This window comes from Corallococcus interemptor, assembly GCF_003668875.1.
In the GTDB taxonomy this organism is placed as follows: Bacteria; Myxococcota; Myxococcia; order Myxococcales; family Myxococcaceae; genus Corallococcus; species Corallococcus interemptor.
The window spans coordinates 15,138-29,760 of sequence record NZ_RAWM01000054.1 but is presented as its reverse complement, the minus strand read 5'-3'; the positions used below and the strand labels follow the sequence as shown (position 1 = coordinate 29,760).

General features: G+C 72.1%; 1 protein-coding gene (running past one end of the window). It reads left to right on the top strand.

What is annotated here, in order from left to right; all coding sequences use genetic code 11:
- On the top strand, positions 1 to 14,623 hold part of the coding region annotated (locus tag D7X96_RS41015) for a non-ribosomal peptide synthase/polyketide synthase (RefSeq protein WP_370450133.1) (this coding region is incomplete at its 5' end). 20,932 nt of the annotated region lie to the left of the window's left edge; 14,623 of 35,555 annotated nt are visible.

Sequence of the window (14,623 nt, the reverse complement as noted above, 5' to 3'; positions counted from 1 at the left end):
CTGGCGCCAGCGAGACGCCGGGCCGGACGAAGCCACGCTCACGCTGCTCCAGGTGGACCTCTCCGCGCTCCCGGCCGAAGCGCGCCGGGCCGCCATGGAAGCGGAGGCCACGCGCGTGCAGGCGTCCTTCGACCTGGCCGCGCCGCCGCTCGTGCGGCCGGTGCTGTTCCACTTCGGGCCGGGCGAGGAGCAGCGCCTGCTGCTCGTCATCCACCACCTGGTCGTGGACACGGTGTCGTGGCGCATCCTCATCGAGGACCTGGAGACGGCCTATCGCCAGCTCCAGTCCGGCCAGGGCGTCACGCTGCCCGCGAAGACGACTTCCTTCCTGGCGTGGTCCCGGCGGTTGGAGACGCACGCCCTGTCGGACGTGATCGGCGCGGAGGCCGCCTTCTGGCTGGAGGCGGCGCGCGCGGACGTGGCACCGCTGCCCGTGGATGGGCCGGGACCGCGCACCTACGCCACACACCAGACGGTGGCCGCGGAGCTGGACGCGGAAGCCACGAGGCTGCTGCTCCAGGAGACGCCGGGCGCGTGGCGTGCGCGCATTGATGACGTGCTGTTGACCGCGCTCGGTGTGGCGCTCAGCGAGTGGACCGGCAAGCCGGACATCCTCATCGACCTGGAGGGCCACGGCCGCGAGGAGCTGTTCGCGGACGCGGACGTGTCGCGCACCGTGGGGTGGTTCACGTCCCTCACCCCGGCCCTGCTGCGGCTGCCCTCCGATGGCACGCTGGGAGACCGGCTGCGCGCCGTGCGAGACACGCTGCGCGCGTGGCCCGGCCGGGGCATCGGCTTCGGGCTGCTGCGTCACCTGGGCCCCGTGGAGACGCGCGCCCGGCTGGCCGCGCTGCCCCAGGCGCAGGTGTCGTTCAACTACCTGGGACAGCTGGACGGCTCGGCCGCCGCGAGCACCCTCTTCGCCATGAGCGACGAGCCCGTGGGCCCGAACGTCGCGCCCCAGGCCGCGCATCCGCACGCGCTGGTGGTGGACGGCTCGGTGCTGGACGGACGGCTGCGCCTGGCCTTCGGCTACAGCCCGCAGCTGCATCACGAAGAGACCGTGCGGGCCCTATCGCAGTGCTTCCTCTCCGCGCTGCGCGAGCTCATCACCCAGCGCCACTCGGAGGACGCGCGCCGCCGCACGCCGAGCGACTTCCCCCTGGCGCGCCTCTCCCAGGCCTCGCTGGACGCGGTGCTGGCGGCGCAGGGCCCCACGGTGGAGGACCTGTTCCCGCTGTCCCCGCTCCAGGAGGGCATGCTCTTCCACGCCCTGGAGGATCCGCACGCGGGCTTCTACGTCGAGCACACCGCGTGGACGTTCCACTCGGACCTGGACGTCGCGCTGTTGCAGCGCACGTGGCAGACGGCGGTGGACCGCAACCCCATCCTGCGCACCGCGTTCGTGTGGAAGGACCTGGAGACGCCGCTGCAGGCGGTGCACTCGCACGCGACGCTGCCGTTCGAAGTGCATGACTGGCGCCACCTGCCGGAAGCAGCGCAGCAGTCCGGCCTGGACCGCCTGATGGCCGAGGACCGCTCGCGCGGCTTCGACGTGTCGCGAGCGCCGCTGTCGCGCATGACCATCGTGCGGCTGGCGGACGCGCGCTGGCGCTGCGTGTGGAGCCACCACCACCTGCTGTTCGACGGCTGGAGCCTGGGCCTGTTCTTCCAGGAGGTCTTCGCCCTCTACGACGCCCTGCGCGCCGGGACGCCGCTGCCCGCCGCCGGACGTCCGCCGTTCCGCGACTACATCGCGTGGCTGGGCCAGCGTGACGCCGCCGAGGACGAACGCTTCTGGCGCGGCCAGCTGGCCGGCCTCTCGTCGCCCACGCCCCTGCCGGCGGTGCGTCCGCCGTCCTCGCAACCCACTGGCGTGGTGAACCAGCCCGACCTGGCGATCGTGATTCCAGAGGCCCGGACCGCGGCGCTGGATGCCTTCGCGAAGCAGCACCAGCTCACGCTCAACACGCTGACGCAGGCGGCCTGGGCGCTGGTGCTGGCGCGCCACGCGGACACACGCGACGTGCTGTTCGGCACCACGCTGGCGGGCCGTCCGCCGGAGCTGGCGGGCTCGGAGGCGATGCTGGGCCTGCTCATCGCCACGCTGCCGGTCCGCGTCTCGCTGCCGGACGGAGACGCGCCCGTGCTGCCGTGGCTCCAGTCCGTGCAGGCGAAGCTGCTGGGCATCCAGCAGCACCAGCACACGCCGCTGGTCGCCGCGCACGGGTGGAGCGACATCCCCCGGGGACAGCCGCTCTTCCAGTCGCTGCTCATCTTCGAGAACTACCCCTTCGACGAATCCCTGCTGCGCCGCTCCACCGCGCTGGATCTGCGCGACCTGGTGATGGGCGAGAGCACGAACTACCCGCTGGCGGCCTCGGTGCTGCCGGGCCGCGAACTCCAGCTGCACCTCACCTACGACGCGAGCCGCTTCGACGAGGACGCCGTGCGCCGCGTGCTGGGCCAGTGGCGGCAGGCGCTGGAGGAGCTGGCCCGGCCCGGAGTCCGGCTGGCCGACGTGTCCCTCGTGTCCGCTGAAGACCGCGCGTGGCTGTTGCGCGCGGGCCTCGGTGACATCGTGGGCTTCGAGCGCGACTCCACGGTGCACGGCCGCTTCGAACGGCAGGCCGCGGAGACACCCGACGCGGACGCAGTGAAGTTCGGCGAGACGACGCTGTCCTTCCGTCAGCTCAACGCGAGGGCCAACCCGCTCGCGTGGCACCTGCGTTCGCTGGGCGTGGGCCCGGAGGCGACGGTGGCCCTGTGCCTGGAGCGGTCGGCGGAGGTCATCGTCGCGCTGCTCGCGGTGCTCAAGGCCGGTGGAGCCTTCGTGCCGCTGGACCCCAAGGCCCCGGCGGCGCGCAAGTCGTTCGTCATCGAGGACAGCCGGGCGTCCGTGCTGATCACGACGCAGGCGCTGCAAGACGCGTGGCACCCGGACGTGCCGCACCGGGTGCTGCTGGACGCGGAACCTGTCGGACAGTCGGACAGGTTCTCGGAGAACCCGCCGCCGGTGGCGGGCCCGGAGAACGTCGCCTACGTCATCTACACGTCGGGCTCCACGGGCGCGCCGAAGGGCGTGATGGTGCAGCACCGCTCGGTGCTCCACCTGCACAAGTCGATGACGTTGAGCATCTACGAGGACCTGCCGCCCGCTCAGCGCATCACCGTGAACGCGCCGCTGTACTTCGACGCGTCCATCGAACAGGTGATCCAGCTGTTGTCCGGCTACTGCCTGGTCATCGTCCCGGAGGACGTGCGCCTGGAGCCGGAGGCGCTGCTCCAGTGGCTGGAGCGTGAGCGCATCGACGTGTTCGACAGCACGCCGTCGCAGCTCAAGCTCCTGCTGGCCGCTGGGCTGCTGGAGCGCAACCACGTCCCCAAGCACTTCTCCATCGGCGGCGAGGCGATGGACGAGGTGACCTGGCGGCAGCTGGCCGCGGCGAAGCGAGGCCGCGCCTACAACGGCTATGGCCCCACGGAGGTCACCGTGGACGCGACGGTCAGCGTCGTCCAGGGCGCGCCCCAGCCGGTGCCCGTCATCGGCAGGCCCATCGCCAACCTGCGCGCCTACGTGCTCGACGCGAACCTGCGCCTGGCGCCCATCGGAACGCCGGGGGAGCTGTGCCTCGCGGGTGAAGGCCTCGCGCGAGGCTACCTGGGCCAGCCCGCCCTCACGGCCGAGCGCTTCCTGCCGGATCCGTTCAGCGCTGAGCCTGGAGCGCGCCTCTACCGCACGGGCGACAAGGCCCGGTGGCGGGAGGATGGCACGCTCGACTTCATGGGCCGCCTGGACTTCCAGGTGAAGCTGCGCGGCAACCGCATCGAGCTGGGCGAAATCGAAGCCACGCTGCGCGCGCACCCGGACATCCGGGACGCGGTGGTGCAGGTCCACGACGACCGGCTCATCGCGTACGTCGCGCCCCAGGTGGACACGTCGCCCCTGCGCGAACACGTGCGTCAGCGCCTGCCGGAGTACATGGTGCCCGCCGCGTTCATCGCGCTGGACGCCCTGCCCCTCACGCCCAACGGCAAGGTGGACCGCAAGGCGCTGCCCGCGCCGGAGTCCGCCCCCGCCACCGAGCGCGTCATCGAACCGCCGGCAACCCCCACCGAAGCAGCACTGATCCCACTCTGGTCCGAAGTGCTGCGAGTCCCCGCCGTGGGCCGCCACGACGGCTTCTTCGAGCTGGGAGGCCACTCCCTGCTGGCCACGCAGCTGGTGTCGCGAATCCGCACGCACTTCGCCGTGGAGCTGCCGCTGCGAGCCCTGCTGGAAGGCCCCACGGTCGCGGCGCTGGCCGAACGCATCGACGCGCTCCGGAAGCCAGAGGCCCCGGCGTCCGCCCTGCCCGCGCTGGTCCGAACGGAGCGGCCCGAAGTGCTGCCCCTGTCGTTCGCGCAGCAGCGGCTGTGGTTCATCGAACAGCTCGGCACCGCGGGCAACGCCTACAGCCTGCCGAGCATGATCGCGCTGGAAGGCACGCTGGACATCATCGTGATGCTCGCGGCGTTCGACGAACTGGTGCGCCGTCACGAAGCGCTGCGCACGACCTTCCGTTCCCACGAAGGCACGCCGTCGCAGCTCATCCACCCGCCCTTCCCCATGCCGCTGCGGAACGTGGACCTCTCCGCGCTGCCGACGGCGGAGGCGCGTGAGGCGGAGGCGTCGCGGCTGGCGCTGGAGGAGACGCGCACCCCGTTCGACCTGGAGCAGGGCCCGCTGTTCCGGGGCCTCCTGATGAAGCTGGGCCCCACCGAGCACCGGCTGCTGCTCAACACGCACCACATCATCTCCGACGGCTGGTCCACGGGCGTGCTGGTGCGCGAGATGGGCGCGCTCTACACGGCGTTCTCCGAGGAGCGACCGTCGCCGCTGCCGGAGCTGCCGGTCCAGGTCGCGGACCACGCCCTCTGGCAGCGCGGATGGCTCCAGGGGGACGTGCTGGAATCGCAGCTGGCGTACTGGCGCGGGCAGCTGGAAGGCGCCGCGCCCTTCCTGGAGCTGCCCACGGACCACCCGCGTCCGGCGCGCCAGTCCTTCCGGGCCGGCGTGCAGCCCCTGACGCTGCCGAGCGGCCTGAGCCATGCGCTGGAGACGCTGGCGAAGCAGACCGCCACCACGCCCTTCATGGTGCTGCTCGCGGCCTTCCAGCTGCTGCTGCACCGGTACGCGGGCCAGGAGGACGTGCTCGTGGGGGCGCCCATCGCGGGCCGCCGACACGCGGAGGCCGAAGCCCTCATCGGCTTCTTCGCGAACACGGTGGTGCTCCGCACGCGGGTGCGCGACACGCTCCGCTTCCGGGAGCTGCTGGAGGCGGTCCGCACCACCACGCTGGGCGCGTACGAGCACCAGGACCTGCCGTTCGAGAAGCTGGTGGAGGTGCTCCAGCCGGAGCGCGACCTGAGCCGCACGCCGCTGTTCCAGGTGACCTTCGCGCTCCAGAACGCGCCCATGCCGGAGCTGTCCCTGCCGGGCCTGACGCTGCGCCTGCTGGAGGCCCACGCGGACGTCACCCTCTTCGACCTTCAGTTCGCGCTGATGCGCACGCCCGGTGGGTTCGACGGCGCCCTCGTCTTCAACGAGGACCTGTTCGAACCGTCCACGGTGGCCGGCATGGCGGAGCACCTGCGCGTGCTGCTGGAGGCCGCCGTCCGCGCGCCTGACACACGGCTGTCCCAGCTGCCGTGGCTGACGGAGGCGGAGCGTCAGCGGCTGCTCGTCGCCTGGAACGACACGGCCCGGGACTACCCACGCGACGCGTCCGTGCCCGCGCTCTTCGCGGAGCAGGCCGCGCGCACCCCGGACGCCATCGCGCTCAAGTCTGGCGCGAAGTCGCTCACGTACGCGGCGCTGGAGCGCGCGTCGAACCAGCTGGCGCACCACCTGCGCCGCCAGGGTGTGCGGCCCGGCCACCGGGTGGGCCTGAGCCTGGAGCGGTCCTTCGACCTCATCACGGGTCTGCTGGGCATCCTCAAGGCCGGCGCGGCCTACGTGCCGGTGGACGCGAAGGCGCCCGCGGAGCGCATCACCTGGATGCTCCAGGCGGCCAGCGTCAGCGTGCTCGTCACGCAGGAGGCACTGGCGGACGAACTGCCCCAGGTCACGGACCTCCAGGTCCTGCTGGACGCGGATGAAGCGGTCATCGCGCGGCAGCCGGAGACGCCGCTGGACCTGGACGTGCCCGCTGACGCGCTGGCCTACGTGATGTTCACGTCGGGAAGCACCGGCCGGCCCAAGGGCGTGTGCATCCCGCATCGGGGCATCACCCGCCTGGTGCGAGGCGCGGACTTCATCCACTTCGGTCCGCAGGAGGTCTTCCTCCAGCTGGCCCCCATCGCGTTCGACGGGTCCACGCTGGAGATCTGGAGCGCGCTCCTCCACGGCGCGACGCTGGTGCTGGCGCCGCCCAAGGCCCTGTCGCTGGAGGAGCTGGGAGCGCTGCTGCGGCGCGAGGCCATCACCACGCTGTTGCTCACCGCCGCCCTCTTCGACCAGATGGTGCTCCACCAGGGCGACGCGCTGGCCCGGGTGAAGCAGGTGATGGCGGGGGGCGACGTGCTGCCCGTGGATCGCGTGCGCGAACACGTGAAGCGGCTGCCCGCGAGCGCGGTGCTGATCAACGCCTACGGCCCCACGGAGAACACCACGATCTCCGCCACGCACACGCTGCGCGCCGGGGATGCCGTGGGCAGCTCGGTGCCCATTGGCCGGCCGCTGACGAACTCCACGGTCTGGGTGCTGGACACGGCACTCCAGCCCGTGCCGGCCGGAGTGCCGGGCACGCTGTACGTGGGCGGAGACGGACTGGCCTGGGGCTACCTCCAGCGGCCGGACCTCACCGCCGAACGCTTCATCCCCCACCCCTTCGCCACCGTGCCCGGTGCACGCCTCTACGACACGGGCGACCGCGTGCGCTGGCGGCGCGACGGGACCTTGGAGTTCCTGGGCCGCACCGACTTCCAGGTGAAGCTGCGAGGCTTCCGCGTGGAGCCGGGCGAGGTCGAAGCCGTGCTGCGCCAGTCGCCCGAAGTCCAGGAGGCGGTGGTCGTGGTGCGCGAGGACGTGCCCGGCGACAAGCGCCTCGTGGCCTACGTCGTTTCCAGCGACGGCATCGACACGGGCGCACTGCGGGTGGCCGTGCAGAAGCAGCTGCCGGACTACATGGTGCCCTCGGCCATCGTGGTGTTGCCGGAGCTGCCCCTGAGCCCCAACGGCAAGGTGGACCGCAAGGCCCTGCCCACGCCGCGAGCCCGTGCCGCGGACAGCGCCACCTCCGCGCCCCGGAGCGCGCTGGAGAAGGCGCTCGCGGACATCTGGGCGGACGTGCTGCACCTGGAGGCCGTGGACCTCCATGGCGACTTCTTCAAGCTGGGAGGGCACTCGCTGCTGGCCACGCAGGTGGTGTCGCGCATCCGTTCGACGCTGGGCGTGGAGCTGCCGCTGGCCGAGCTGTTCCGCTCACCCACGGTGGCGTCGCTGGCGGAGCGGCTGGTGAACGCGCGCCGCACCCAGGCACCGCCACTGGTCCGAGCCGAGAGGACGACCGCGCCGCCGCTGTCCTTCGCGCAGCAGCGGCTGTGGTTCATCGACCAGCTGGAACAAGGCAGCCCGCTCTACAACATGCCGCTGGCCTTGAGCCTCACCGGCGACCTGGACGTGGACGCGCTGCGCGCCAGTCTGGACGCGCTGGTGGCGCGGCATGAATCCCTGCGCACCACGTTCCGCATGGAGGCGGGCAAGCCGGTGCAGGACATCCACCCGGAGGGCCACGTCCCCCTGGAGACGGTGGACCTGACGGCCCTGGGCAGCCGCGCCGCGAGGCAGGCCGAAGCCTGGCGCCTGGGGCACGCGGAGACGCTGCGCCCGTTCGACCTCACGCGCGGGCCGGTGATCCGCGCGCTGCTCCTGAAGCTGGAAGCGCGCGAGCACCTGCTGGTGCTGCACCTGCACCACATCGTGTCCGACGGCTGGTCGCTGGGAGTCCTCGTGCGGGAGCTCACGGCCCTCTACGAGGCCCGCCGTGCGGGCCGCGACGCCGCCCTGCCGGAGCTGCCGGTGCAGTACGCGGACTTCGCGGTCTGGCAGCGCGGCTGGCTCCAGGGCGGCGTGCTCCAGGCCCAAGTGGAGTGGTGGAAGCAGCAGCTGTCCGGAGCGCCCTTCGTGCTGGACCTGCCCACGGACCGGCCAAGGACCGCCACCGCCACGCAGCGAGGCGGCCTGGTCCGGGTGACGCTGCCTCGAATCCTGAGCGAGCGCGTGGAGGCCCTGGCGCAGGCCGAAGGCGCCACGCCCTTCATGGCGCTCCTGGCGGCGTTCCAGGCCGTGCTGTCGCGAGTCTCCGGACAGGACGACGTGCTGGTGGGCTCACCCATCGCGAACCGCCGGCACGCGGAGACGGAGGACCTCATCGGCTTCTTCGTGAACATGCTGGTGCTGCGAGGCCGCTTCAGCGCGAAGACGACCTTCCGCGAGCTGCTGGCCCAGGTGCGCGCCACCACGCTGGGCGCGTACGAGCACCAGGACATCCCGTTCGAACACCTGGTGGACGCCCTCCAGCCCGAGCGCGACCTGGGCCGCACGCCCCTGTTCCAGGCGATGTTCGCGCTCCAGAACGCGCCCGCGCCGGAGCTGGCCGTGCCCGGCCTGACCGTGGCCCCGGCCGACTTCGGAGAGGGAGCGCCCACGCAGTTCGAGCTGGCCCTGGACCTGAACCGGACCCGCGACGGCTACGAGGGCCGCATCCACTACGCGGCGGACCTGTTCGATGCGAGCACCATCGAGCGGATCGTCGCGCACCTGCGCCGGCTGCTGGAGGCCGTCTGCGACGCGCCCGACCTGCCACTGGCGGACGTGTCGCTGGTGTCGCCGGAGGAGCTGGCGCGCCTGGTGCGCATGGGCAGCGGCGAGCTGGTGGACTTCGAGCGCGACGCCACGCTGCACGGCCTCATCGAGCGCCAGGTGGCGCGCACCCCGGACGCCCCGGCCGTGGTGTTCGGGGAGATGGCGCTGACGTACCGGCAGCTCGACACGCGGGCGAACCAGCTCGCGTGGCGGCTGCGCTCCATGGGGGTGGGCCCGGAGGTGCGGGTGGCCCTGTGCATCGAGCGTTCGGTGGAGGCCATCGTCGCGCTGCTCGCGGTCCTCAAGGCCGGAGGCGCGTTCGTGCCGCTGGACCCCGGAGCCCCGCCCGCGCGCAGGGACTTCATGTTGAAGGACAGCGGCGCGGCCGTGCTCGTGACGACCGAGGCCGCATGCGGGGACTGGAGTCCGTATGGCGTCCAGGAGCTGTGGCTCGACGTGGAGCAGGCCGGCCTGGGAGCCCTCTCGCATGAGCCCCTGCCGTCGCTGACGGGCCCGGAGCATCTGGCGTACGTGCTGTACACGTCCGGCTCCACGGGCACGCCCAAGGGCGTGATGGTGCAACACCGCTCCGTGCTCAACCTTCACCGGGCCATGGGCCGCGCGCTCTACGCGGGCCAGCCCCGGGGGCAACGCGTCACCGTCAACGCGCCGCTGTACTTCGACGCGGTGATGGAGCGCGTGGTCCAGCTCATCGACGGCCACTGCCTCCACGTCGTCCCGGACGCGCTGCGTCTGGAGCCGGAGGCGATGCTCGCGTGGCTGGAGGAGCACCGCATCGACTCGCTGGACTGCACGCCCGCGCAGCTCAAGCCGCTGCTGGCGGCCGGGCTGCTGGAGCGCTCCTGGGTGCCACCTCTCATCGTGCTGGGCGGCGACGCGCTGGATGCCGGGTCATGGCGAAAGCTCGCGGCGACGGACCGCACGCGCGCCTTCAATGCCTACGGCCCCACGGAGTGCACCGTCGGCACGACGGCCGCGCCCATGCAGGGCCGCGCCCGGACGGAGCCTGTCATCGGCCGGCCGCTGGCGAACCTCAACGCGTACGTGCTCGATGCCCGGCAGCGGCTTGTCCCCTTCGGCACGCCGGGTGAGCTGTGCTTCTCCGGCGAAGGCGTCACGCGCGGCTACCTCAACCGGCCGGACCTCACGGCCGAGCGCTTCCTGCCGGATCCGTTCAGCGCGGAGCCGGGAGCGCGCCTCTACCGCACGGGAGACAAGGCCCGCTGGAAGCAGGACGGCACACTGGAGTTCATGGGCCGCCTGGACTTCCAGGTGAAGCTGCGCGGCTACCGCATCGAGCCAGGCGAAGTCGAAGCCACGCTGCGCACGCACGCCGGAGTCCGAGACGCGGTCGCGCTGGTGCGCGAGGACGTGCCGGGCGACGCGAGGCTCGTGGCCTACGTGGTGACGGACGGCGACACGGAGGTGCTGCGCGAGCATGTGCGCCGGCACCTGCCGGAGTACATGGTGCCGTCCGCCTTCGTCATCCTGCCCGTCCTGCCGCTGACACCCAACGGCAAGCTGGACCGCAAGGCGCTGCCCTCGCCGGAGGCGCGGCTGCGCGCCGCTCACACGTACGAGGCCCCGGTGACGCCCGCGGAGGTGGTCCTGGCCTCGTTGTGGGAGGAGCTGTTGAACATCCCCGTCGTGGGCCGCAACGACCACTTCTTCGAGCTGGGCGGCCACTCCCTGCTGGCCACGCAGCTGGTGTCCCGCATCCGTGAACGGTTCGGCGTGGACGTGGGCGTCCGGGCGCTGTTCGAGTCCCCGACCGTGGCGGCGCTCGCCCAGCGGCTGCCGGACGCACCGGAGGCCAGCGCCCTACCGCCGCTGCGCCCCGCGGAGGGCCCTGGCCCGCATCCGCTGTCGTTCGCGCAGCAGCGGCTGTGGTTCATCGATCAGCTCGACCCGGGCAGCGCGCTCTACAACATGCCCGCGGCGCTGCGCCTCACGGGCGCGGTGGACGTGCCCGCGCTCCAGCAGGCCTTCGACGCGCTGGTGGAGCGCCACGAAGCGCTGCGCACCACCTTCGAAACCGTCGACGGAGAACCCCGCCAGCACGTGCACCCCGCCCCCACCGGAGTCCTGCCGGTGGTGGACCTGACGGACCTCCCGGAGGACGCGAGAGAAGCCGAGGCCGTCCGGCTCGCGAGCGAGGACGCACTGACGCCCTTCCAGCTGGACGTGGGTCCGCTCGCGCGCCTCACGCTCCTCAAGCTGGGAGCACAGGAGCACGTCCTGCTCCTGTGCCTGCACCACGCCATCGGAGACGGCTGGTCCATGGGCATCCTGGTGCGCGAAGTCACCGCGCTCTACGAGGCCTTTCGCCAGGGCCAGCCCTCACCGTTGGCCCCGCTGCCGGTGCAGTACCCGGACTTCGCCGTATGGCAGCGCGGCTGGTTCCAGGGCGAGGCCCTGGACGCGCAGCTCGCCTGGTGGAAGCAGCAGCTGGCCGGAGCCCCGCAGGCCCTGACTCTGCCCACGGACAAACCCCGTCCGCCCCAGCGGTCCGCCAGCGGCGCGGCCTTCCCGGTGCGTCTGTCCCCAGCCTTGAGTGAAGCCGTGGAGGCCCTGGCCCAGGCGGAGGGCGCCACGCCCTTCATGGTGCTGCTCGCGGCGTTCCAGACGCTGCTGTACCGGTACTCAGGACAGGACGACCTGCTGGTGGGCACATCCATCGCGGGCCGGCGCCACGCGGAGACAGAAGGCCTCATCGGCTTCTTCGTGAACACGCTGGTGCTGCGCGCCCGGTTCGACGGTCAGCCGTCGTTCCGGAGGTTGCTCGCGCAGGTGCGCGCCACCACGCTGGGCGCGTACGAACACCAGGACCTCCCCTTCGAGCGGCTGGTGGAAGCGGTGCAGTCCACGCGCGACCTGTCGCGCACGCCGCTCATCCAGGCGCTCTTCGTGCTCCAGAACGTGCCGGACGCGGAGGTGCGCCTGCCGGAGCTGACGCTGCGTCCGGTGGAGGTGGACCTGCCCACGACGAAGTTCGACCTGGACCTGTCATTGGGCCGCACGGAGCGAGGCTTCGAGGGCGTCCTCTCCTACGCCACGGACCTCTTCGAGCCCGCCACGGCCCGAAGGCTGACGGATCACTTCCTCCAGCTGCTGGAGGGCGCGGTCGCGAAGCCCGATGCCGCGCTGGACGCCCTGCCCCTGCTGACGGCCGAGGAGCGCCAGTGGGTGCTGGAGGAGTGGAGCGGCGAGACGGCCCCCTTTGAAAGCGACCTGTCCTTCGCCGCGCGCTTCGAGCAGCAGGTGACGCGCACGCCCAAGGCCCCCGCCGTGGTGATGGGTGACACGACGGTGTCCTTCCACCAGCTCAACGTGCGCGCGAACCAGCTGGCGCATTACCTGCGCTCGCTGGGCGTGGGCCCGGACGTGACGGTGGCGTTCTGCCTGGAGCGCTCGCCGGAGGCCATCGTCGCCATCCTGGGCATCCTCAAGGCGGGCGGTGCGTACGTGCCGCTGGACCCGTCGGCCCCGGAAGCGCGCCGGGCCTTCATCCTGGAGAACAGCGGCGCGGCCGTGCTGCTGACGACGCAGGCGCACCTGGAGGCCTGGCAGCCGCAGGTGCGGCACGTGGTGCGGCTGGACGTGGATGCGCGGCGCATCGACGCGTCGCCGCCGGGCAACCCGCGCGTGGCCCTGAGGCCGGAGCACCTGGCGTACGTCCTCTACACGTCGGGCTCCACGGGCACGCCCAAGGGCGTGATGGCGCGGCATCGCTCGCTGGCGCACCTGAGGCACGCGATGAACGCGGTGGGCTTCGCCGAAGCGCCCAGAGGGCTGAGGGTGGCGGTGAACGCGCCGTACTACTTCGACGTGTCGGTGGGGCAGCTCGTCCTGATGCTGGAGGGCCACTGCCTGTGCCTCGTCCCGGAGCCCGTGCGGCAGGATCCGGAGGCGATGCTCGCGTGGCTGGAGCAGCGCCGGGTGGACGTCCTGGACTGCACTCCGTCGCAGTTCAAGCTGCTCCTGGAGGCGGGCCTGCTGGTGCAGACGCACGTGCCCGCCTACGTCCTCCTCGCGGGGGAGGCGGTGGACGAGGTGACGTGGCGCACGCTCGCGGAGACGCGGCGCACCCGGGCCTTCAACCTGTATGGCCCCACGGAGGTGACGGTCTATGCGACCTGGGAGCGCATCTCGGGCACGGCGCACCCCACGCCCGTCATCGGGCGGCCCCTGCTGAACACAGGCGTGTACGTGCTGGATGCGAACCTGGCGCCCGTCTCGGTGGGCGTCCCCGGGGAGCTGTTCCTCGCGGGCGAAGGACTGGCGCGGGGCTACCGCAACCGCCCGGACCTCACGGCCGAGCGCTTCATCCCCCACCCGTTCAGCACCGAGCGCGGAGCCCGCCTGTACCGCACGGGCGACCGGGTCCGCTGGAAGCAGGACGGCACGCTCGACTTCATGGGGCGCGTGGACTTCCAGGTGAAGCTGCGCGGCTTCCGCATCGAGCCGGGAGAGATCGAAGCCGCGCTGCGCATGCACCCGGGCATCCGCGACGCGCTGGTGCTGGTGCGTGAAGACGCGCCGGGAGTGCAGCGGCTGGTGGCGTACGTGGCCCCGGAGGTGGACACCGCGCCGCTCCGAAGCCACCTCCAGCGGTCGCTGCCGGACTACATGGTGCCGGCGGCCTACGTCGCCCTGCCCGTCCTGCCGCTGACACCGAACGGCAAGGTGGACCGCGCGGCGCTGCCAGCGCCGGTGGACGAAGCCACGAGCACCGAAGCGAGGGTCGGCCCCAGGGACGAACGGGAGGCCCTGCTTGAACGCCTCTGGGCCGAAGCCCTGGGCGTGTCCGCGGTGGACGTGCGCACGAGCTTCTTCGAACTGGGTGGGCACTCGCTGCTGGCGGTGCGGCTGATGGCGGCGGTGCACCGGGAGACGGGCCGGAAGCTCCCGCTGTCGACGCTCTTCCAGGCCCCCAGCGTGGAGCGCTTCGCGGTCCTGCTGCCCGCCGCCGGGCCGAAGCCCTTCACGCCCCTGGTGCCCTTCACGAACGCAGGCACCGGCACGCCGTTCTTCTGCGTGCACCCGGTGGGCGGCAACGTGCTGGCCTACGCGGAGCTCGCGCGGAGGCTGGGAACGGATCAGCCCTTCTACGGGATCCAGGCCCACGGCCTGGACGGCGAAGGGCAGCTGCTGGACACGGTGGAGGCCCTGGCCGCCAGCTACGTGCGCGAGGTGCGGAAGGTCCAGCCCCACGGTCCGTATCGCCTTGGCGGCTGGTCCCTGGGCGGCGTCATCGCCTACGAGATGGCGTACCAGCTGCGCGAGGCCGGTGAAGCCGTGGAGCTGGTGGCGATGTTCGACTCCTACGTCCCGGAGACGGTGCCGGACTCGGAGCCGGACCTGGACCGCGCGCTGGCGGTGGGCCTGTTCGCGCAGGACCTGGGCGTGGACCTGGCGGCGCTGGAGTCCGAGGTGACGCTCGAGAAGGTGCTGGACGCCGCGGCCCAGGCCGGAGCGCTGCCGCCCGGCGCGGACGCCACGGCCCTCTTCCAGGTCTTCGAGGCCAACCTCGAAGCAGCCCGGCGCTACCACCCGCCCGCGATGGATCAGCGCGTGCTGCGAATCCAGGCGGAGGACTCGGGCGACACAGACGGCGGCTGGACGGCGCTCGTGGGAGACCGGCTGGAGTCGCACCGCCTGCCGGGCAACCACCACACGCTGCTGCGCGCTCCCAACGTGGAGGCCGTGGCGGAGCTGCTGGCGAAGGCGCTCAGCGACACGGACAAGGCATGA